Origin of the sequence: Ensifer sp. Root142 (assembly GCF_001426785.1) — a bacterium.
Lineage (GTDB): Bacteria > Pseudomonadota > Alphaproteobacteria > Rhizobiales > Rhizobiaceae > Ensifer > Ensifer canadensis.
Genome location: NZ_LMFK01000046.1, coordinates 241,578 through 261,830, shown reverse-complemented (window position 1 = coordinate 261,830; position 20,253 = coordinate 241,578). Strand labels below are relative to the sequence as shown.

Sequence of the window (20,253 nt, the reverse complement as noted above, 5' to 3'; positions counted from 1 at the left end):
CCCGCCATGGAGCGATCGATGAGGACTCTCACAGCAGACAGGCGCATGATCAAGATTGCGATGGAGGCGCCTTATCTCGAGCGTGAAGAAGAACACGCCCTGGCCACGGCCTGGCGAAACGATCACGATCAGGACGCCCGCAACAAGATCGCCATGTCGCATATGCGGCTGGTCATTTCCATGGCGGCAAAATTCCGCAATTTCGGCCTGCCGATGGGCGATCTCGTTCAGGAGGGGCATATAGGCCTGCTCGAAGCCGCCGCGCGCTTCGAGCCCAGCCGTGAAGTGCGCTTCTCGACCTACGCGACCTGGTGGATCCGTGCCTCGATGCAGGACTACGTTCTGCGCAATTGGTCGATCGTTCGTGGCGGCACCAGTTCGGCGCAGAAGGCGCTGTTCTTCAATCTTCGCCGGCTGCGCGCGCGGCTTGCCCAAGGCGATCGTCAGCTCACATCGCAGGCTATGCATGAGGAAATTGCCGCCGCACTCGGGGTCAGCATTGCCGACGTCCAGACCATGGATGCCCGCCTTTCCGGCAGCGACACCTCGCTGCAGGCACCGGTCGGTGGGGCGGATTCCGATGGGGGAGAGCGCCTCGACTTTCTCGCAAGCGACGCGCCGCTGCCTGACGAACAGGTGAGCGACATGATCGACGGCGAGCGTGCCCGCATCTGGCTGCACGACGCCATGGGTGCGCTGACCGAGCGCGAGATGCGGATCATCCGCGCACGACGTCTGTCAGAGGAAGGCGCAACGCTGGAGGAGCTCGGGCTCGACCTCGGCATCTCCAAGGAGCGGGTCCGCCAGATCGAGACGCGGGCGCTTGAAAAGCTCAGGGCGGCGCTGGCAACCAAGGCTCCGGCGCTGACATCGGTCGTGCACTGAAGCATTTTCGGGAGACGTGCCTACAGCGCCGCGCGTCTTATTAGACGCGCTAAGGTCGCTGTAGCACTTTGAATTGCTGCATGTTTTTATCCTTAAATCGAATAGGATTTAAGGAAACATGCAGTGGGTGGCCATCCCGTCCATAGGACGGGTGAACACGTGATGACGCAGTTGCACGTTCGCGCCGGAAACCTCAACGCGTCAAACGCGCGTCGGGCACGGCAAGCGATTTCGCATCTTTGACACGAAGACATAAGACGGCGTCGGACTGAATGGTGCGGCGCCGTTGGCGTTTATTCGGAAATGATCTTCACCCGGTCGCCCGGCTTGATGGTCGAGGTCACCTGCATGGCGTTGATCAGCCGGAACAGATCGAGCTTGCGGTCGGTACCCATCATCCGGGCCGACAGCATGGCGATCGTCTCTCCGGGCTTGACCACGGCGACGCGGATGCGCAGCGGCTTCAGCGACTGTGCTTCGGCCGGCGTCATCTTGCGGAACGTTGCGCGCAGCTGGTTTGCCGTCGGCTCCAGCGCGCGCGACCCTTTTGGAACGGCAGTCAGGAAGCGGTAGATGCGGTTGTCGATGCGCACGACCGTGACGTCGAAGTCCCAGCGATCGGCAGACGCGCGGGCCGTTGCGGCCTCAAGACCGTTGACGCTGATCGGACGGATGGTATCGGGCTGCAGGCCGGTCACCCAGCCGCTGGCGATGTAATCCGTCAGGCTCTTGCGGGCCGTATCGGCGATGCCGTCGAAACGGATCGCCACGTCGCCGGGGCCGGTTGCCAGGACCGCTTCTGCCTTGTTGTCGATCTGGAAGCCGGTCGGCACGTCGAAACGAATGCCGAGCTGGCCATGCATGAAGGTCTGGCCGCGGACATAGCCTTCCTGCGGGCTGTCGCCATAGAGCAGGCCGTCGATGCCGGCGAGATAATAGTCGCGCCCGCGGTCGCCGCTGGTGCCCTCGGCGCCAAACGCGCGCGCGTGCCGGCGCGCGAGATCGACGCGCTGCGGGGCATTCGGGTGGCTCGATAGGAAGTCGAGGCTCTGGTCTGCTTCCGGATCGACCGCGGAGAAGCGGCTGTAGGCGGCCATGGAATCGAGGAAGCGTGCCGCCGCATAGGGGTCGTAACCGGCCTCGCCCAGCATGCGCACGCCGATGACGTCAGCCTGGAGCTCCTGGTTGCGGGAGAAGGCGGCCAGACGCAGCTTGCCGCGCGCCAGTGCCTGCTTGCCGGCGAGATCCGAGGACAGCACCTCGGAGACGACGCGGCTGGCGATGACTTCCGCCTCTTCGCGCTGCTGGCGCTCGATGCCATGGTTGGCGGTGACGTGCGCCATTTCATGCGACAGCACGGCCGCAACCTCGGACGCGTCATTGGCAAGCGCAAGCAGGCCGCGGGTGACATAGAGATAGCCGCCGGGCAGCGCAAAGGCGTTGATCGCCGGGGAATTGAGAATGGTGATGCGGTAGGACTGCTGCGGGTTTTCCGAGACGGCCGTCAGGGCGCCGGCGATGCGGGCGACCAGCCGCTCCGTCTTTGCGTCCTTGTACTCCCCGCCGTAGCTCGCGACGATGCGCGGGTGTTCGCGCGCGCCGAGCTGGGCACGGGGGTCGTTCTTCTGGACTTCGTCGACGATCTGCGGATTGGAGGACGGCGATACGGTCGGCTCGTAGGTCTGCTCGATCACCGACTGGCAGGCGGAAAGCAGCGTCGTCGCAAGCAATGCAACCACAGCACGTGTCCGGAGGCCTCCGCGCTTGGGCGGGAACCGGTCGTTTCTGACTGTATGACTTTCCATGCCTCAGCCCGTTTCCCGTCCAACGCCACCCCACAACAGGGACTCGGGCGGCGTTGAAAGTCTTACTTTTTCAGCCGGATACGTCCGATCCGGCAAGAGTATTCCAGCCCTGGTCTTGCTGTATCTGATTTCAGCGCCACCTGCCTAGTTTACCCCGGTAGAAATAGTTGCCCCGTGGTATCACGGCAACGGATACGCGAATATTCGTGACGCTCCGGCCGGACAATCCGCGCGTCGCATGGCGCGGCGGTCAAATTGTGGCGGAGTACCACGCGCGCTAGAGCATTTCCGGTTTAGACGACGTCGCGGAAACGCTCTATCTGCCTGTTTCCACGCATTTCCTGACGGAAAACCGCTTCGCACTTTTCCTGGAAATGCTCCAAGATTCCACGTCGCATCACGCGTTGCCGAGAAAGCGGTTGATGGACGCCATATCGCGCCGTTCGAGAAAGCGCTCGACCGGGTCATGGGCGATGATACGCCCCTGGTCCAGAAAAAGCACGCTATCGGCCAGCGCCCTCACGTCATCGGGATGGTGCGTGATCATCAGGATCGTGTTGTTTTCCTGATCATGCAGGTCCTGCAGCAGTGCCCGCATACCGGCCCTCATGCCGGGATCGAGAGCGGCAAAAGGCTCATCCAGCAGCAGCAGCGGGCGATGTCGCACCAAGGCGCGCGCCAACGCCACACGCTGTCGTTCGCCGCCGGACAGCGTCGGCGGCAGGCGCTTGCCGAAGCTGTCGAGCCCGACGCGGCCGAGGGCATCGTCTATCCGTGCGCGATCAGCGACCGACAGGCGAAGCGAGGGGCTGATGCCGAAGCCGACATTGGTCGCGACGTCGAGATGTGCAAACAGGTTGTTGTCCTGAAAGATCACGGAGACGGGTCGTTCTGCCGGCGCCTGTCCCGACATCGTCTTGCCGAGAATGCGAACCTCGCCCCGGTCCGGCTCCTCGAAACCGGCGATGACATGAAAGAGGGTCGACTTTCCCGACCCGGAGGCCCCGGCAACTGCGACGATGCCACCTGGCTGAATGGCGCAATCGAAGTGCAGTGCGGTGGTGTCGTAACGAACGTCGACGCCAACAAGTTCTACCGCCGCCTGGGAATTCATGCGTTTCGTCCTTCCGGCACTCGCCTGTCGCCGGCCGTGCCGAGCATGGTGAAGATCAGGCAGATGAGGCCGAGGAAGAGCGCCAGACCGGCTGCATCCGCGGTGCGATAGCTGCCCATCCGGCTGTAGAGCAGCCATGGAAGCGTGACCATGTCCTGCGAACCGAACAGCGCCACTGCACCAAGGTCGCCGAGCGACAGCGCCATGGCGAAGGAGAACGCCATCAGCAACGGTTTCCGGAGCGGCGGCAAGTCGATCCATCGCAGGCGATGGAAGCCGCGGATGCCGAGGCTTGCTGTCAGTCGGTCGGTGCGTGCGGCATGTGTTGCCATCGCCGGTGCCAGGATCCGGTGCACGAACGGCAGCGCCATCAATGCGTTGATGGCGACGACGATGGCGGGGGCGAAACGGGCGACATCGCCGAAGGGGCGCAGGAGCAGAAACCATCCCGCACCGAGCACGACCGGCGGCACCAGCAGCACCAGCGACGTGCTGGCGGTGACAGTGCCCGCAAATGCCCTGGCCAAGGTCGGGGCGTGGCGACGCGCCACGACGATGCCGGCGGCGCGGATCATCGCGGCGGCCATGGTGACGCAAAAGAATGCCGAGAGGACGGCGATGACAATGCTGGTGACGAGAGCACGATGCACGGTCGGGTCGCCGGCAAGCTTCACCAGATCCGCACGCAGGCCGGAACCGACGACGGCGATCAGCGGTGCGCCGATGAAGAGCAGCGAGAACAGGATCCAGCCGGCGTCGGACGTCCGGGAGAGGCCGGTTCCTGCATCATAGCGTCTGGAGATTTTGCCCGCGGTTGCGCTTTGTGCAGGTTCGGTCGCGACACGCGTTAGAGCCAGGAGCAGGGCTCCGGTCATGACGATCTGTAGGGCGGACAGGGCGATCGCCCGCGGCGGGTCGAAATCGAAGCGCAGCGCCTGGTAGATCGCGACCTCGATGGTGCTGGCGGCAGGCCCGCCGCCGAGCGTCAGCACCAGCGTGAAGCTGGTGGCGCAGAGCATGAAGACGAGGCCGGCAGCACCTGGCAGCAATCCCCGAAGGACCGGCCACTCGACAAAGCGGAAGAGTGCGGCTGGCGGCATGCCGAGATTGGCGGCGGTTCTCCAGTATTCCGAAGGGATGCGCTCGAGCCCGGCGAGAAAGAGACGTGCGATAAGCGGCATGTTGAAGAAGACGTGGGCGAGCAGGATGCCGAAAAGGCCGTAGATGCTGATCGGCTGCTGCAGCCCGAGGCCGGCGAGGGCGGTGTTGAGCGCGCCCTGCCGGCCCCAGATCTCGATCAGCCCGAGCGCGCCGACAAGCACGGGCAGGCCGAGCGGCAGGGCCATCACCCGCAGAACCCAGACGCGGCCGGGAAAGCTCGGCCGGCGCGCAAGCGCCCGTGCGATCGGGATGGCAAGAACAACGGAAAGCAGCGTCGAAAGGCTCGCCTGCAGCAAGGTGAAGCGCGTTACCCGCCAGATATAGGCATCGAACAGCACGCTGTTGCCGAAGTCACCGCTCTGGAGCAAAAGGGCTGCAATCGCCAGGCCGACAAACAGCAGGATACCGCCGAGACTTAAAGTCCCGGCGGTCATCGTGATGCGATTTTCGGCAGGCGCGAACAAATGCGCCTCAGTTCTTGCTAATGGCGGCCAGCCATTCGTCGATCCAGGCCTTGCGGTTCGCCGCCACCTCTTCCGACGGCAGCAGGAAAGTCTTCTCCGGATTGACCAGCTTGCTAAAAGCCTCCGGCAGCGGCTCCTTGGTCGCCGCGACCGGCATCATCCAGTTGGTCGTCGGAATGATCGACTGGAACTCCGGGCCGGTCATGAAGGCGAGAAACTGCTTGGCAAGCTCCGGCTCCTTGGCGCTCTTGGTCATGCCGGCAACTTCGATCTGGATGTAGTGACCTTCCGAGAATTCGGCCGCCTGGTAGCGGTCGGTGTTTTCCGCCACCATGTGGTAGGCGGGCGACGTGGTGTAGGAAAGCACCATCGGCGCTTCGCCCTTGGTGAAGAGGCCATAGGCTTCCGACCAGCCCGGCGTTACGGTCAGTACCCTGTCCTTGAGCTTGGCCCAGGCGGCGCCGGCTTCGTCGCCATAGACGGCCTTGACCCAGAGAAGCAGACCGAGGCCCGGCGTCGAGGTGCGCGGATCCTCGATGACGATCTTCTGAGAGGCGTCGCCTTCGACCAGTTCCTTCAGGCTCTTCGGCGGCGTCTTCAAGGTCTGGGTGTCGTAGACGACGGCGAAATGGCCGTAGTCATAGGGAAGGAAGGTGTCGTCGGTGAAGTCGCCGGGTACCTTGACGTTGGCAGGCTCGATGCCGTGCGGCGCGAAGAAGCCGGTGGCCTTGGCCTCGGCGACGAGGTTTGTATCGAGGCCGAGCACGATGTCGGCCTTGGAGGCCGCGCCTTCGAGCTTGAGGCGGGTCAGAAGCTCGACGCCATCGGCGACGCCGACATAGGTGACCTTGCATTCGCAGGTCTTCTCGAAAGCTTCGGCGACCTTGGCACCCGGCCCCCATTCGGTGATGAAGCTTTCATAGGTGTAGACGGTCAGCGTCTTGTCGGCAGCAACGGCATTGGCCGCGAAGACAAGTCCTGCCGTCGCGGCAAGCGCTAGCCGGCTAAGAACCTTGAGTTGCGATGAATTGGACATGGCAGGCACCTCTCCCTAAAAATGATGTTGCATGGGAAAAGGGCGTATCGATCCGATCGCGTCTAATCCCTCCGCCGGTATGAGCCGGATCAGGTTCCGCGGGTTGGCGTTCAACGCCTCTCAGCCTTCGGCCGCCATGCGGTCGGAAGGCACCCCGTTAGAGCGGGTAGAGATTTACCGCCGAGCCGGTTTGATGGCAAGCGAAGTTTGAGGACGGCAAAAGCGCCCGCCCCGCATTTTCGCGCCGCGGCGCATGGGGTAAAATCGTCGGCAGAGTTTGCAGACGCCGAAGGAGCCTGCGATGACTGACATGCTCGTTCGCCTTTATGCACTGCCGGCACAAGCGAGATCACCGCTTGCTGACGGTATCGGCATTCACCGCGCAATGGCACCCGAACGAAGCTTGTTGTTCCCTGGATCGAGCAGACATTTGGCTCCGGCTGGGCGGGCGAGGCGGAGGCGGCCTTCAGATCGACGCCGACGTGCATGCACATCGCGGTGTTCGAGGACCGGATCGTCGGCTTTGCCTGCCACGATGTCACAGCGCTCGGTTTCTTCGGGCCGACGGGCGTCGACGAGGCCATGCGCGGACGGGGATCGGCGAGGCGCTCTTGCGCGTGAGCCTGACGGCGATGCGTGACGCAGGCTACGGTTACGCCATCATCGGCGGCGTCGGCCCGGCCGAATTCTACCGACGCACGGTCGGCGCCATCGAGATCCCCGATTCCAACCCCGGGATCTATGCGGAGATGCTGTTTCCCGATACCTTGCCCGAAGATCACTGACAACGAGGACGCAAAATCGCCGGATCGCGCCCTTGTTCGGTTTTCTTGCTTTTCCTTGCCCGTGCCTTTGCGCTATGGGCTTTGCCATGGCCCGATCCACCTTCACCATTCTGCTCGGCGGTGCACTGACCCCGACCGATCGCCTTGCGCGCCAGCTCGCAGGCAGCCGCTTCGTTGCGGCCGATGGCGGCATGCGGCATGCGCGGGTGCTATCCGTGACCCCCGACGTCTGGGTGGGCGATTTCGATTCGACCGAGGAGGCGCTGCTCGCGGAATTTGCCGATGTCCCGCGCGAGCCCTATCCCGCCGCCAAGGCTGCGACCGATGGCGAAATCGCTGTCGAGGCGGCGCTGTCGCGTGGCGCCGAAGCCTTGATCTTTGCCGGCGCGCTCGGAGGATCACGCAGCGACCATGCCTTCCTGCACCTGCTTCAGGCTGCTTCGCTGGCCGAACGTGGGTTGCCGGTGTTCATGACCTCGGGTGAGGAGGAGGCCTATCCGCTGCTTGCAGGCGAGATCGAAATCGATCTGCCGAAGGGCAGCCTATTCTCGATCCTCGGACTGACCGATCTCATCGGGCTTACGATCGTCAACGCGCGTTATCCGCTCACCGATTTCACGTTGCCGTTCGGGTCTTCGCGCACCGTTTCCAATGTCGCGGAGGGTCCCCTTCGCATTTCCCTCGACACCGGCCGGGCGATCGTTCTCGCCCGCCCCTATGACCTTTCCGGAGCCTGAGCCTTGGCGCCTCCCATTCTGAAACTCGACGATATCTTCCTGACCTTCGGTGGCACGCCGCTTCTGGCCGGCGCCAACCTGCAGGTGGAGCCGGGGGATCGCATCTGCCTTGTCGGGCGCAACGGTTCCGGCAAATCGACGCTGATGAAGATCGCCGCCGGTCTTGCCGAAGCGCAATCGGGCGAGGTCTTCCGCCATCCGTCCTCGACCGTTCGCTACCTGCCCCAGGCACCGGATTTCGAAGGCTACGACACGGTGCAGGCCTATGCCGAGTCGGGCCTTGGCCCAAGCGACGACCCGTATCGCGTCGCTTACCTACTGCAGCACCTGGGTCTGACCGGCGAAGAAGACCCGGCACGCCTTTCCGGCGGCGAGGCGCGCCGCGCAGCGCTTGCCCGGGTGATGGCGCCGGAGCCGGATATCCTGCTGCTCGACGAGCCGACCAACCATCTCGATCTGCCGACGATCGAATGGCTCGAAGACGAGCTGACCCGCAGCCGTTCGGCCCTGGTGCTGATCTCGCACGACCGGCGCTTCCTCGAAAAGGTCTCGAACGCGACGGTCTGGCTCGATCGCGGCCAATCCCGCCGGCTCGACCGCGGCTTCGGCCATTTCGAGGCCTGGCGCGACGAGGTGCTGGAGGCGGAAGAGCTGGAGCAGCACAAGCTCGGCAAGGCGATCGAGCGCGAGGAGCATTGGCTGCGCTACGGCGTTACCGCCCGGCGCAAGCGCAACATGCGTCGTCTCGGCGAATTGCAGGACATGCGCTCGCGCCATCGCGGCCACAAGGGGCCGCAGGGCTCCGTTCAGGCGGCGGCTTCCGACGCCAAGGAATCGGGCAAGCTGGTGATCGAGGCGGAGAAGATCACCAAGGCTTACGGCGAGCGGACGATCGTTGCGCCGTTTTCCATTCGCGTGCACCGTGGCGACCGGATCGGCCTTGTCGGCCCGAACGGTGCCGGCAAGACGACGCTTTTGAAGATGCTGACCGGGCAGATCGAGCCGGATACCGGCACGGTGAAACTCGGCACCAATCTTGAGATGGCGACGCTCGACCAGAAGCGCGAGGATCTCAACCTCGACGATACGCTGGCCCACTACCTGACCGACGGCCGGGGCGAGAGCCTGATTGTCAACGGCGAGCAGCGCCATGTCACCGGCTACATGAAGGACTTCCTGTTCCAGCCGGAGCAGGCGCGCACCCCGATCCGCGAACTGTCGGGCGGTGAGCGCGCCCGGCTGATGCTGGCACGCATTCTCGCCCGCGCCACCAACCTGCTGATCCTCGACGAGCCGACCAACGATCTCGACATCGAGACGCTGGACTTGCTTCAGGAGGTCGTCGCCGGCTTTGCCGGAACCGTCATCCTCGTCAGCCACGACCGCGACTTCCTCGACCGCACCGTGAGCTCGACCATCGCGCCGGCCAATCCCGAAGCGCCTGACGGCCGCTGGATCGAATATGCCGGCGGCTACACCGACATGATGGCGCAGCGCAAGGGCGCGATCGAAGAGCGGCGCAAGACGGAGAAGGCGGAAAAGGCCAAGGTGGCCGATGCCGCTGCCCCCGCAGCCGAGGCACCGAAGGCCAAGGGCAAGCTCTCCTACAAGCAGAAGTTTGCACTCGAAAACCTGCCGAAGGAAATCGCCAAGGCGGAGGCGGAGGCAGCCAAGCGCGAGGAGCGGATGGCCGACCCCAACCTCTTTGCCAAGGACCCGAATACGTTTGCGAAACTGGCGAAGGAGCTGGAAAAGCTTCGCGGCGATCTCGCCCGCATGGAAGAGGAATGGCTGGAACTGGAGATGCTGCGCGAGGAGCTCGAGGGCTGAGCCTCGCCGCTCCCGCGTTGAAAGTTGGCAAGGGGTATGATAAGGAAAACTTATTATATCTCTCGTGAACGATCCTGATGCCGACAAAACTCGAATCCGAAACCATCGGCATGTTGCTGACCGATGTCTCCCGCCTTCTGCGTGGCGCTTTTGACCGCAAGGTCAACGCCATGGATCTCGGCATCACGCCCGGTGAAGCGCGCACGCTGATCCAGGTGGCGCTGACCGAGGGCATCAAGCAGGCGGAAATCGCCACGCGCATGGGCATCGAGCCGATGACGCTGTCGGCCTATCTCGACCGGCTGGAGGCGATGGAGCTGGTTGCCCGTCTGCCCGACCCGGCCGACCGCCGCGCCAAGAACGTCGTCATCACCGACAAGGCCGATCCGCTGCTCGCCGAGCTGATGGCGGGGCTGCGCGAGATGATGAATGCCTATACGGAAGGGCTCGACGAGGCGACGCGCGACATGCTCTGCGCCAACCTGCGTATCCTGCGCGAAAATTTGCGCGGCCTCGATCCGTGCGTCGCCGGCAAGGAGAAGGGTGCAAAGCCATGACGCGCCGCATGAGCGAACGGCGCACCAGCATCATCGGCGCCTTCCTTGTCGCGCTCGGCCCCGTTTCCATGGCGCTCTATACACCGGCAATGCCCGAACTGGTCCGCGCCTTCTCCTCCAGCGAGGCGGCGATCAAGATGACGCTGTCGCTCTACTTCGCAGGCTTCGCCTTCGCACAGCTGGTTTCGGGCACGCTCTCCGACGTCATCGGCCGCCGGCGCACGACGCTGATCTTCATGACCATCTACCTCGCCGGCAGCCTGATGGCAGCCTTTGCCCCATCGGTCGCGGTCCTGCTCGCCGGGCGCCTGGTGCAGGGCATCGGCGCCTCCGTCGGCATGACGGTTGCGCGCGCCATCGTGCGCGACCAGTTCACCGGCCTTCAGGCGGCGCGGATCATGAACATGATCGGCATGATGCTGGCCATCGGGCCGGCGGTGTCGCCGACGCTCGGCGGCCTGGCGCTTGGCCTCTTCGGCTGGCAGTCTATCTTCTTCCTGATGGTCGGCTTTGCGCTGATGGCCTGCGTTTGCGTGCAGTTCTTCATGGCCGAAACCGCGACGCCCGATCCGGCCAAGGGCCATCTGCGGCCGATCCTTGCCGCCTATCGCGAGCTTCTGACAGATACCCGCTTCGTCTCCTCGACCCTGGTGATTGCCGGCGCCGTCGGCGCGCTCTACGCCCAAGCGACGATGCTGCCCTTCGTCCTGATCGGCACGGTCGGGCTGACGCCGACCGAATTCGGCGTCGGCATGCTGATGCAATCCGGTTTCTTCTTCTCGGGCACGGTCACGGTGCGGCTGTTAATGCGGCGGTTCACGCCGCAGGCGCTGGTGCCGGTCGGTCTTTGTTTCATCGCGCTCGGCAGTGTGGCGCTCGCCTACACCATGCACGCGCTCGAACCGAGCTTCCTGGCGGTGATGGCGCCGGTCGGCGTCTACGCCTTCGGCATCGCCTTCGTCATGCCCTACATGATGACGGCGGCCATGGCGCCTTTCCCGCATATCGCCGGTACGGCGTCGGCGATGATGGGCTTCATCCAGATGGGCGCCGGCCTTCTCGGCGGCGCCTTGGCGGCCGTTGTCGGCGTGCCGGTGCTGGCGCTCGGCACGATCATTCCGAGCTTCGGCCTTCTCTGCGTGTTCAGCTATCTCTGGTATCGCCGCACCGTTCGCCTGACGCCATTGGCGGCGCCAGTCGATGGCACGCAGCCCCTGCCGGAAGCGGCTGAATAAGACGAAACGAAAAAGCCTCCGCGACCCGGGTCGCGGAGGCTTTTTCTTGTCAGGTGCTTGCCGCTTTTAACGGTTGCGTGCAGCCAGCGTGCGCAGGCGCAGCGCATTCAGCTTGATGAAGCCGGCAGCATCCTTCTGGTCGTAGGCGCCCTGGTCGTCTTCGAAGGTGACCAGCTTGTCGGAATAGAGCGACTTCGGGCTTTCGCGGCCGGTGACCATGACATTGCCCTTGTAGAGCTTCAGCGTCACTTCGCCTTCGACATGCTCCTGGCTCCTGTCGATCGCCGCCTGCAGCATCTCGCGCTCCGGCGAGAACCAGAAGCCGTAATAGATCAGCTCGGCGTAGCGCGGCATCAGCTCGTCCTTGAGGTGGGCGGCGCCACGGTCGAGCGTGATCGATTCGATCGCGCGGTGTGCCGACAGCAGGATGGTGCCGCCGGGGGTCTCGTAGACGCCGCGCGACTTCATGCCGACGAAGCGGTTTTCGACGAGGTCGAGCCGGCCGATGCCATTGTCGCGGCCGTAGTCGTTGAGCTTTGCCAGCAGGTTTGCCGGCGAAAGGCGCACGCCGTTGATCGAGACGGCGTCGCCGCGCTCGAAACCGACCTTGATGACGGTTGCCTTGTCGGGAGCCGCTTCCGGCGAGATCGTGCGCATGTGCACGTATTCCGGGGCTTCCTGCGACGGATCTTCCAGAACCTTGCCCTCGGAGGAGGAGTGCAAGAGGTTGGCGTCGACAGAGAAGGGAGCCTCGCCCTTCTTGTCCTTGGCGACCGGGATCTGGTGCTTCTCGGCGAATTCGAGCAGGTCGGTGCGGCTCTTGAACGACCAGTCGCGCCATGGAGCGATGATCTTGATGTCGGGGTTGAGCGCGTATGCCGACAGCTCGAAGCGAACCTGGTCGTTGCCCTTGCCGGTGGCGCCGTGGGCGATCGCGTCAGCGCCGGTCTTCTTGGCGATGTCGATCAGGTGTTTGGAAATCAGCGGACGCGCGATGGAGGTGCCGAGCAGGTAGACGCCCTCATAGACGGCGTTGGCGCGAAACATCGGGAAGACGAAATCGCGCACGAACTCTTCGCGCACATCCTCGATGTAGATTTCCTTGATGCCGAGCATCTCGGCCTTCTTGCGCGCCGGCTCCAGTTCTTCGCCCTGGCCGAGGTCTGCCGTAAACGTCACAACTTCGGCGCCGAGTTCGGTCTGCAGCCACTTCAGGATGATCGAGGTGTCGAGACCGCCCGAATAGGCGAGAACGACCTTTTTCACGTCTTTATGCGATGCCATGGTTTCCGTCCGTCTGGTCTTGGAAGAGGGCGGCGTGCCGCCTTGGAAATTCTGCGGCACTTTATCCGGAACACGCCTGGATACAAGCGGAAGAACGCTGCGACACCCAAATCCGCTGGCAAAAGCCGACGCTCCGGAATAGACGAGGTCACCGAGTGTTCCAGGAATCGCGCACATGGACTTCCTTCCCAGCCTGCCCACGCTGTTCGGCTTTGCTGCCGCCACGCTGCTGCTTGCGGCAACGCCGGGGCCGGACATGACGCTTTCGATCAGCCGCGCGCTGTCGCAAGGCAAGAAGGCCGCCCTATTCGTGGTGCTCGGGACGAGCTTCGGCATCGTCGTTCACACCCTACTGGTCGCCTTCGGCATCTCGGCGCTGATCACGGCCTCGCCTGCTGCGTTCATGGTGCTGAAGACCGGAGGTGCCGCCTATCTGCTCTGGCTTGCGGTTCAGGCGATCCGCCACGGATCGACGCTTTCGGTCAAGACCGTCGAAGGTTCCGGCGGTACGGCTCTTTCCAACGTCTCGTCGGGCTTCTGGGTAAACCTGCTCAACCCCAAGGTCATCATCTTTTTCATGACTTTCCTGCCGCAGTTCGTCAGCGCCAACGATGCATCGGTGACGGGCAAGCTTCTGTTCCTCGGCGCGATGTTCATCGTCATCGGCATGCCTGTAAACATGCTGGTGGTATTTACCGCCGACTGGCTGTCCTCCTGGCTGCAGCGCAACAAGGGGTTCATGCGGGCGCTCGACTACAGTTTTGCCGGCGTCTTCCCTGTCTTTGCGGTGAAGATCTTCATGACGACGGCGCGATAGGGCGTCTTCGGAGGGTTTCGCCCCTCATCTGCCTGCCGGCATCTTCTCCCCGCATGTGGGGAGAAGAGCACGTGCTGCATCGTTCGGCGGCAACGGCGATCGCCGGAGCAGCATGGGGAGACGTGTGAAACGGTAGATGGCACTTCACGCCGTTTGCCGGAGAACGGCTGAGAGATTGCCACTTGTCTCTTCTCCCCGTCTTTACGGGGAGAAGATGCCGGCAGGCAGATGAGGGGCAAGCTCTGATCGCCCCGTAAGCGACGGGGTCAGCCGATCAGCAGCGCGTCGTCGTCGAGCGTCTGGCCGCGGATGCGGCGGAACATGGCGATGAGGTCCTCGACCTGCAATTCCTTGCGGCTGTCGCCGGCAACGTCGAGCACGATCTCGCCGCCATGCAGCATGACGGTGCGATGGCCATAGTCGAGCGCCTGGCGCATCGAGTGGGTAACCATCATCGTCGTCAGCCTGCGCTCGGAAACGATCTTCTGGGTGAGGTTCATAACGAACTCGGCCATCCCGGGATCAAGGGCGGCGGTATGTTCGTCGAGCAGCAGCACTTCGGAGCCGGCAAGTGTCGCCATGACCAGCGAGACCGCCTGGCGCTGGCCGCCCGAAAGCAGGTCCATGCGGTCGCCCATGCGGTTTTCGAGGCCGAGATTAAGCTCGGCGATGCGCTCGCGGAAATGTTCGCGGCGCTTCGGCCCGAGCGCTGCCATCAGGCCACGCTTCTCGCCGCGCTTGGCGGCGAGCGCCAGGTTCTCTTCGATCGAAAGCGCACCGCAGCTACCGGTCAGCGGATCCTGAAACACGCGGGCGACAAGGCCGGCGCGAGCGGCGGTGCCCTTGCGGGTCACATCGGTCTTGCCGATCGTCACCTGGCCCGCACTCGGCAGCACGTCGCCGGCGAGAACGCCGAGCAACGTCGATTTGCCGGCGCCATTGGAGCCGATGACGGTGACGAAGGAGCCCTGCTCGATTGTGAGGTCGACGCCGTTCAGCGCCTGCTTCTGCAGCGGCGTTCCCTTGCCGAAGACGACCTGGATGTTCTTGACGCTGATCATGCCGCACCTCCGCGACGAAGTCGGGGAAGGATGAGGGCGAAGGTGACGAGCACGGCGGTCACGAAATTGAGATCGGAGGCCTGCAAGCCGAGCATGTCGGTCGACAGCGCCAGCTGGATGGCGATGCGATAGAGGATCGAGCCGAGCACGCAGCCGATCAGCGCGATCAGGATGCCGCGGGCGCCGAGCAGCGTCTCGCCGATAATGACGGCTGCAAGGCCGACGACGATGGTACCGACCCCGGAAGTGACGTCGGCAAAGCCGTTGGTCTGGGCAAAGAGCGCGCCGCCGAAGGCAACGAGCGCGTTCGAGATCGCCATACCGAGATAGATCTGCCGGTTGGTGTCGACCCCTTGCGCACGGGCCATGCGCGCATTGGCGCCGGTTGCCCGCATCGCAAGACCCGCATCGCTTTCGAGGAAGCGCCAGACGACGATGACGGCAACGAGCACCAGGATGCCGATGAACAGCGGGCGAACGTAGAAATCACGAAGCCCCAGGCCAAAGAACGGCGAGAGCATGGTGTCGGCGTTGATCAGCGCGACGTTGGGTTTGCCCATCACGCGCAGATTGACCGAGAACAGCGCGATCATCGTCAGGATCGAGGCCAGCAGATTGAGGATCTTGAAGCGCACGTTGAGCATCGCCGTGACGATGCCGGCGGCGGCACCCGCCACCATGGCGACACAGGCCGCGATCCACGGGTTGACGCCGGCGATGATCAGCACCGCGGTCACCGCGGCGCCGAGCGGGAACGAACCGTCGACCGTCAGGTCAGGGAAGTCGAGAACCCGGAATGCGAGAAAGACGCCGACGGCGACAAAGGCGTAGACCAGCCCCAGTTCGACGGCTCCCCAGAAAGCGATTTGACTCAAACCCCCGACCCTCTTTTTTTGCCGCGCGCCTTAAGCTTGTTCTATCAGCGCGGCGTCTCCGGTTGGCCATGACGTCCAGAGATCCGGCGTCGGCGCAGCTTCAAACTGTCAGAGCGCATCTTGCGTGCCCCGAGGGAAACGCCGTGCTCCAATAACGAACCGCCCTCGTATGGAACGAGGGCGGCCAAAACGCAATAAACTTGAACCTGAAAAGGCTCAAAGCCTTATTCGACAACGCGTGTAGCGCGCTTGACGACACTTTCCGGAAGGGTGACGCCCATCTTTTCAGCGGCCTTCTTGTTGATCACCAGGTCGGAACCGGCGGCAACCTTGACGGCGATATCACCCGGGTTTTCGCCCTTGAGGATGCGAACGACGATTTCGCCGGTCTGCTTGCCGACATCGTAGTAGTTGAAGCCGAGAGCCGCGAGCGAGCCGCGCGCGACCGAATCCGTGTCAGCGGTGAGGAGCGGCAACTTGGCTTCCTCAGCCACGGCGATCGCACCTTCGAGCGCGGAGATGATCGTGTTATCGGTCGGAACGTAGATCACGTCGGCGCGGCCGACGAGTGCGCGGGCCGCACCCTGGACTTCGGCCGACTTCGTTGCCGCGGATTCGACCACGGTCAGGCCGGCCTTTTCGGCTTCCGTCTTCAAGACTGCCAGAAGCGACACGGAGTTGGCTTCGCCGGAGTTGTAGAGGTAGCCGATCGACTTGGCGTTCGGCAGGATTTCCTTGATCAGCGCGACGTGCTCGGCGACCGGCGACATGTCGGAAAGACCGGTGACGTTGCCGCCCGGCTTGTCCATGTCCTTGACCAGTTGTGCGCCGATCGGGTCGGACACGGCGGTGAAGACCACCGGAATATCGCGCGTCGAGGACACGACGGCCTGGGCCGACGGGGTCGAGATCGGAACGATGACATTAGGCGCTTCACCGGCGAACTGGCGGGCGATCTGTGCTGCGGTCGCCGGGTTGCCTTGGGCGGACTCGTAGAGGAACTTGAGGTTTTCGCCCTCCTTGTAGCCGGCTGCGGCCAGCGCGTCCTTCACACCGTCGCGTGCGGCATCGAGAGCCGGGTGTTCGACGATCGCGGTTACGGCGACGGTCACCTCATCGGCGCGTGCGGGCAGGGTAAATGCCACCGTGGCGGCAAGGGCGACGAGAAGTGAGCGCATGGGTGTCCTCCTAGATTGATTGCCCGCTTTCTTAGGAAACCGGTGACATGAAATCAATCGATAGGAACTGCATCACCCATCAAAGTTCTTCATCGATCACGACATGCCTGCGGTTGAGATGGTGCGGATCGACACAATCCGAGGGCGTTGCGATCGTCTTTGAGTCGTGAAAGGTGAAATGCGGGCGGAAAACCGCGCCGCACCCACCTGATGGCTCAGTCCTCGCCGTGATTGGCAATCATCATTGCTTCGAAGGCGAGCCGGTCGACCTTGCGCATGCGCTCGGATTCGGACTTCAGCTGGCCGCAGGCGGCCAGGATGTCGCGGCCGCGCGGCGTGCGGATCGGCGAGGCGTAGCCCGCCTGGTTGATGAAATCGGCGAATTTCTCGATCTGCTCCCACTCGGAACACTGGTAGTTGGTGCCCGGCCAAGGGTTGAACGGAATGAGGTTGATCTTCGCCGGCACGCCCTTCAAGAGCTTCACCAGTTCCTTGGCGTCCTCGAGGCTGTCGTTGACGTCCTTGAGCATCACATATTCGAAGGTGATGCGGCGCGCGTTCGACAGGCCCGGATAGGCGCGACAGGCATCCATCAGTTCCTTCAGCGGATATTTCTTGTTGATCGGCACTAGCATGTCGCGCAGGTCGTCGCGCACCGCATGCAGCGAGATCGCCAGCATGACACCGATCTCGTCGCCGGTCCTATAGATCTCGGGCACGATGCCGGAGGTCGAAAGCGTGATGCGGCGCTTGGAGAGCGACAGGCCCTCGCCGTCGGAGGCGATCAACAGGGCGGTCTTGACCTCCTCGAAATTGTAGAGCGGCTCGCCCATGCCCATCATGACGATGTTGGTGATCTTGCGGCCTTCCGCCGGCACGATCGCGCCCTGGGGCGTGTCGCGCTCCGGGAAGTCGCCGAGCCGGTCGCGCGCGAGCAGCAGCTGCGCCAGGATTTCCTCGGCCGTCAGGTTGCGCACCAGCTTCTGCGTGCCGGTGTGACAGAAGGAACAGGTGAGCGTGCAGCCGACCTGGCTGGAGATGCAGAGCGTGCCGCGGCCCTCTTCGGGGATGTAGACCGTTTCGATCTCGACCGGGCGGCCGGCGCCGCGGGCGGGAAAGCGCAGCAGCCACTTGCGGGTGCCGTCGCCCGAGGTCTGCTCCTCGACGATCTCCGGCCGGGCGATGGTGAAATGCTGCTTCAGCATCTCGCGCATGTCCTTCGAGACGTTCAGCATCTCGTCGAAGTCGGAAACACCGCGCACGTAGAGCCAGTGCCAGAGCTGGCTGACGCGCATCTTCACCTGACGCTCGGGAATACCTTTTTCGACCAGGGCCTTGGCCATGTCCTCGCGCAACAGCCCGATCAGCGAAGGCTTCTCGGCCTGCGGTGCGATGCGCGCCTGCGGTGCCTTGACGGTATCCACCCGGTTCAAGATTTCAGTGGCTGCCATGCTCTGGTGTCCTGTCGTACAGAAAACGCCCGTCCGGAGAAGGGTCCGGAGATTGTCCTGATGCTCGAATTGAAATCGGTCGAGCCTTCAAGCGCGGCCAATAGGGCGCGGGGGCTCTTAATTTGCCGGGGCTGTAGCATTGTTTTGCTCAAGAGTCACGCGCAGGCGTCAATCCTGAATGCAAAAAGGCCGGCGTCAGGCGCCGGCCTTGTGTTCTGCCAAAGTGGCGAGAGCCTACTTGCAGGCTTCGATCTGCTTCAGTGCAGCCGAGATGCCCGACAGCGAATAGGCGTAGGTGGTCGTGGTGCCCTTGCGCGACTTGGCGTTGACCGACATCGCCTTGCCGGTCTTCATCGCGGCAACGAGCGCCGGCTCTTCAGCGGCGTTCTCGACCCAGGCAGAGTTGCCCTTGGTGAACATCACGAAGGTGCGGCCGTCGATGACGACGTTGACCTTCGAGTTCTCCTGCAGCGGGTAGCCCATCATGGCCTGCGGCTCGTAGCTGATGTTCTGGCCGGGGCGCTGGGAAACGAGGAAGAAGATGTCGCCGTGGTCGACGCCGGCCGGGCTCTTTTCCTTCGGAACCGACAGGACATAGCAGACCTTGCCGCCGCCGGAATTGTAGGAATAGGCGCCCCAGGCGTTGAACTGCTGGATGCGCGTCGGAGACTGGGCGGCAGCCATGCTGGCGGTTGCCAGAACGAGTGCGATTGCGGTTGCGATCTTTCTTACAAACATGAGGTCCTGCCGCTTTTCTTGCTTTTCGATCACCCGAAACAGGTCAGACGGGCGACGCGTAGTCATGATTTCAATTGTTGTGACTTAATTCAGGTTACCAAACCGTCAACGAGGGCCAAAATCCGCTGGTTTCAGCCCCGAAACGAAGCATTTGTCGCCTTCGCTCCAGCATCCGCAGATCTGCCGTCCGTCAATTTTTTGGAGCGCTCTTCCGGCGTCGAGTGTTCGGCGCCTCGAACAGCTCTTCCGGATCGTTTCCTGCCCCATGCCATTCCAAACAACGCGCGTCTCAACCAAGACGTTTCGATGCGTGTCGTTCCAAAATGTCTATGCCACAAAGAATTGGGCAAGAGTTTGACTTTTGGGCAGGAATACGGCGGACACACGGACGGACCGCATTTTCCGCGGTCATTCCTCGGGATTGTCGGCCAGCGTCTCGTCGGCCTTGAGGTAGTGGGCTTCCTTGATTTGCCCGCTGATGGCGGCAAAGGCGGCAGTCAGAACCGCGACATCATCGGAAAATCCGACGACGGCGAGCACATCGGGAAGGAAGTCGAGCGGCAGCACGAAATAGGCCAGTGCCGCCAGCAGGATGCCGCGCGTGCGCGTCGGCGTCTTCGGGTCGATCGCGCAATAATAGGCAGCCACGAGTTCCCGGCTGAACGGTATCTGCCGGGCGGCGCGGCGAAAGGTCGGCCAGAAGCGTCGCTTGACGCGCTTTTCCCTGCGCTCCTGTTCGGATTCTTCGCCGGGCAGGAGAATTTCACCAATCTTTACGTCGTCCATCGCCTCGCTTCCGATGTTGCAACGCTCAACAATATGGGAAGTGCCAGATCCATTTCAAAATCTATTTCAAATGGTCGGGCATGCGGCCGGCCGCAGCCTTGTCCATTCTGGCAGCCAGCTTGAAGTCCAGTTCGGTGAGGCCGCTGGCGTCGTGCGTCGTGAGCGTCACGTCGACGCGGTTGTAGACGTTGAACCATTCCGGGTGATGATCGAGCTTTTCGGCAACGATCGCCATCTCCGTCATGAAGCCGAAAGCCTCGACGAAATTCTTGAAGCGAAAAGCTTTCCAGATGGAGGCGCCGTCTTCGGCGCGCACCCACCCTTCCATCTTGTGCAAATGCTCGGCGATTGCCGCCTCGTCGAGTTTCTCCGGCCTCATCCGTTCCTCCCTTTCACCGCGTCTGTTCCAAGGCTGTGCCGCCGCGTATAAGTCGGCTGGCCTCTTATCTCCTTG

At 63.2% G+C, this 20,253-nt stretch carries 18 protein-coding genes, 1 pseudogene and 1 riboswitch; of the genes and pseudogenes, 7 read left to right on the top strand and 12 right to left on the bottom strand.

All coding sequences use genetic code 11. The features are described from left to right. The first annotated feature begins 18 nt into the window (after window positions 1-18). Window positions 19-885, top strand: a complete 867-nt coding sequence (locus tag ASD52_RS31725; RefSeq protein WP_025425215.1) for an RNA polymerase factor sigma-32 — start codon at window positions 19-21, stop codon at window positions 883-885. A gap of 293 nt (window positions 886-1,178) precedes the next feature. On the opposite strand, the gene ASD52_RS31720 is transcribed toward ASD52_RS31725, so the two are convergent. The 4 genes from ASD52_RS31720 to thiB all read right to left on the bottom strand — a co-directional run bounded on the left by ASD52_RS31720 (window position 1,179) and on the right by thiB (window position 6,465). After that, window positions 1,179-2,690 carry a M48 family metalloprotease gene (locus ASD52_RS31720; RefSeq protein WP_025425214.1) on the bottom strand — a complete coding sequence of 504 codons (1,512 nt, stop codon included), beginning with the start codon at window positions 2,688-2,690 and terminating at the stop codon, window positions 1,179-1,181. A 397-nt stretch (window positions 2,691-3,087) separates the two neighbouring features. Continuing rightward, window positions 3,088-3,804 (bottom strand): ATP-binding cassette domain-containing protein, encoded by a 717-nt coding sequence (locus ASD52_RS31715; RefSeq protein WP_025425213.1) that lies wholly within the window; start codon window positions 3,802-3,804, stop codon window positions 3,088-3,090. Continuing rightward, window positions 3,801-5,405 (bottom strand): thiamine/thiamine pyrophosphate ABC transporter permease ThiP, encoded by a 1,605-nt coding sequence (gene thiP, locus ASD52_RS31710; RefSeq protein ID WP_025425212.1) that lies wholly within the window; start codon window positions 5,403-5,405, stop codon window positions 3,801-3,803. Before thiP ends, ASD52_RS31715 begins: the two co-directional genes overlap by 4 nt. A 31-nt stretch (window positions 5,406-5,436) precedes the next feature. Continuing rightward, on the bottom strand, window positions 5,437-6,465 hold the full coding sequence (gene thiB, locus ASD52_RS31705) for a thiamine ABC transporter substrate binding subunit (protein ID WP_025425211.1): 1,029 nt from the start codon (window positions 6,463-6,465) through the stop codon (window positions 5,437-5,439). A 49-nt stretch (window positions 6,466-6,514) separates the two neighbouring features. After that, window positions 6,515-6,632, bottom strand: a riboswitch (TPP riboswitch). Window positions 6,633-6,766: 134 nt separating this feature from the next. Here thiB and ASD52_RS31700 point away from each other — a divergent pair. The 5 genes and pseudogenes from ASD52_RS31700 (at window position 6,767) to ASD52_RS31680 (ending at window position 11,609) form a co-directional block, all read left to right on the top strand. Then, window positions 6,767-7,250, top strand: a pseudogene (locus ASD52_RS31700) (GNAT family N-acetyltransferase). An 86-nt stretch (window positions 7,251-7,336) separates the two neighbouring features. Next, window positions 7,337-7,987, top strand: a complete 651-nt coding sequence (locus ASD52_RS31695; RefSeq protein WP_025425210.1) for a thiamine diphosphokinase — start codon at window positions 7,337-7,339, stop codon at window positions 7,985-7,987. 3 nt (window positions 7,988-7,990) lie between these two features. Beyond that, a complete protein-coding gene (locus tag ASD52_RS31690) occupies window positions 7,991-9,817 on the top strand; it encodes an ABC-F family ATP-binding cassette domain-containing protein (RefSeq protein WP_025425209.1) in 1,827 nt (608 codons plus the stop codon). Between the two features lie 77 nt (window positions 9,818-9,894). Beyond that, on the top strand, window positions 9,895-10,374 hold the full coding sequence (locus ASD52_RS31685; protein WP_025425208.1) for a MarR family transcriptional regulator: 480 nt from the start codon (window positions 9,895-9,897) through the stop codon (window positions 10,372-10,374). Next, complete coding sequence (locus ASD52_RS31680; protein ID WP_025425207.1) at window positions 10,371-11,609, top strand: multidrug effflux MFS transporter; 1,239 nt, start codon at window positions 10,371-10,373, stop codon at window positions 11,607-11,609. The genes ASD52_RS31685 and ASD52_RS31680 overlap by 4 nt, the downstream gene beginning before the upstream one ends. Before the next feature lie 66 nt (window positions 11,610-11,675). On the opposite strand, the gene ASD52_RS31675 is transcribed toward ASD52_RS31680, so the two are convergent. Then, on the bottom strand, window positions 11,676-12,893 hold the full coding sequence (locus ASD52_RS31675; RefSeq protein WP_025425206.1) for an argininosuccinate synthase: 1,218 nt from the start codon (window positions 12,891-12,893) through the stop codon (window positions 11,676-11,678). A gap of 175 nt (window positions 12,894-13,068) precedes the next feature. Between ASD52_RS31675 and ASD52_RS31670 the strand changes: the two genes are divergently transcribed. After that, window positions 13,069-13,710 (top strand): LysE family translocator, encoded by a 642-nt coding sequence (locus ASD52_RS31670; protein WP_025425205.1) that lies wholly within the window; start codon window positions 13,069-13,071, stop codon window positions 13,708-13,710. 266 nt (window positions 13,711-13,976) lie between these two features. On the opposite strand, the gene ASD52_RS31665 is transcribed toward ASD52_RS31670, so the two are convergent. The 7 genes from ASD52_RS31665 to ASD52_RS31635 all read right to left on the bottom strand — a co-directional run bounded on the left by ASD52_RS31665 (window position 13,977) and on the right by ASD52_RS31635 (window position 20,178). After that, on the bottom strand, window positions 13,977-14,771 hold the full coding sequence (locus ASD52_RS31665; protein ID WP_025425204.1) for an ABC transporter ATP-binding protein: 795 nt from the start codon (window positions 14,769-14,771) through the stop codon (window positions 13,977-13,979). After that, the gene (locus ASD52_RS31660) at window positions 14,768-15,646 is read right to left on the bottom strand and encodes an ABC transporter permease (RefSeq protein ID WP_025425203.1); all 879 of its coding nucleotides are present in this window, start codon (window positions 15,644-15,646) and stop codon (window positions 14,768-14,770) included. Before ASD52_RS31660 ends, ASD52_RS31665 begins: the two co-directional genes overlap by 4 nt. 224 nt (window positions 15,647-15,870) lie before the next feature. Beyond that, window positions 15,871-16,824 (bottom strand): ABC transporter substrate-binding protein, encoded by a 954-nt coding sequence (locus tag ASD52_RS31655; protein WP_025425202.1) that lies wholly within the window; start codon window positions 16,822-16,824, stop codon window positions 15,871-15,873. Window positions 16,825-17,039: 215 nt separating this feature from the next. Beyond that, window positions 17,040-18,275: a 23S rRNA (adenine(2503)-C(2))-methyltransferase RlmN gene (gene rlmN / locus ASD52_RS31650; protein WP_025425201.1), complete on the bottom strand. Its 1,236-nt coding sequence runs from the start codon at window positions 18,273-18,275 to the stop codon at window positions 17,040-17,042. Between the two features lie 234 nt (window positions 18,276-18,509). Then, window positions 18,510-19,013, bottom strand: coding sequence for an invasion associated locus B family protein (locus tag ASD52_RS31645; protein WP_025425200.1), 504 nt, complete (start codon window positions 19,011-19,013; stop codon window positions 18,510-18,512). A 408-nt stretch (window positions 19,014-19,421) separates the two neighbouring features. Further along, complete coding sequence (locus ASD52_RS31640) at window positions 19,422-19,799, bottom strand: YkvA family protein (RefSeq protein WP_025425199.1); 378 nt, start codon at window positions 19,797-19,799, stop codon at window positions 19,422-19,424. Between the two features lie 61 nt (window positions 19,800-19,860). Further along, the gene (locus ASD52_RS31635) at window positions 19,861-20,178 is read right to left on the bottom strand and encodes a 4a-hydroxytetrahydrobiopterin dehydratase (RefSeq protein WP_025425198.1); all 318 of its coding nucleotides are present in this window, start codon (window positions 20,176-20,178) and stop codon (window positions 19,861-19,863) included. Window positions 20,179-20,253: the final 75 nt, after the last annotated feature.

Bases quoted from the DNA above. Each gene is read 5' to 3' on its own strand.
- ASD52_RS31725 (WP_025425215.1), top strand. From the start codon at position 19: ATGAGGACTCTCACAGCAGACAGGCGCATGATCAAGATTGCGATGGAG.
- ASD52_RS31720 (WP_025425214.1), bottom strand. From the start codon at position 2,690: ATGGAAAGTCATACAGTCAGAAACGACCGGTTCCCGCCCAAGCGCGGA.
- ASD52_RS31715 (WP_025425213.1), bottom strand. From the start codon at position 3,804: ATGAATTCCCAGGCGGCGGTAGAACTTGTTGGCGTCGACGTTCGTTAC.
- thiB (WP_025425211.1), bottom strand. From the start codon at position 6,465: ATGTCCAATTCATCGCAACTCAAGGTTCTTAGCCGGCTAGCGCTTGCC.
- ASD52_RS31695 (WP_025425210.1), top strand. From the start codon at position 7,337: ATGGCCCGATCCACCTTCACCATTCTGCTCGGCGGTGCACTGACCCCG.
- ASD52_RS31685 (WP_025425208.1), top strand. From the start codon at position 9,895: ATGCCGACAAAACTCGAATCCGAAACCATCGGCATGTTGCTGACCGAT.
- ASD52_RS31680 (WP_025425207.1), top strand. From the start codon at position 10,371: ATGACGCGCCGCATGAGCGAACGGCGCACCAGCATCATCGGCGCCTTC.
- ASD52_RS31675 (WP_025425206.1), bottom strand. From the start codon at position 12,893: ATGGCATCGCATAAAGACGTGAAAAAGGTCGTTCTCGCCTATTCGGGC.
- ASD52_RS31670 (WP_025425205.1), top strand. From the start codon at position 13,069: ATGGACTTCCTTCCCAGCCTGCCCACGCTGTTCGGCTTTGCTGCCGCC.
- ASD52_RS31665 (WP_025425204.1), bottom strand. From the start codon at position 14,771: ATGATCAGCGTCAAGAACATCCAGGTCGTCTTCGGCAAGGGAACGCCG.
- ASD52_RS31655 (WP_025425202.1), bottom strand. From the start codon at position 16,824: ATGCGCTCACTTCTCGTCGCCCTTGCCGCCACGGTGGCATTTACCCTG.
- rlmN (WP_025425201.1), bottom strand. From the start codon at position 18,275: ATGGCAGCCACTGAAATCTTGAACCGGGTGGATACCGTCAAGGCACCG.
- ASD52_RS31645 (WP_025425200.1), bottom strand. From the start codon at position 19,013: ATGTTTGTAAGAAAGATCGCAACCGCAATCGCACTCGTTCTGGCAACC.
- ASD52_RS31640 (WP_025425199.1), bottom strand. From the start codon at position 19,799: ATGGACGACGTAAAGATTGGTGAAATTCTCCTGCCCGGCGAAGAATCC.
- ASD52_RS31635 (WP_025425198.1), bottom strand. From the start codon at position 20,178: ATGAGGCCGGAGAAACTCGACGAGGCGGCAATCGCCGAGCATTTGCAC.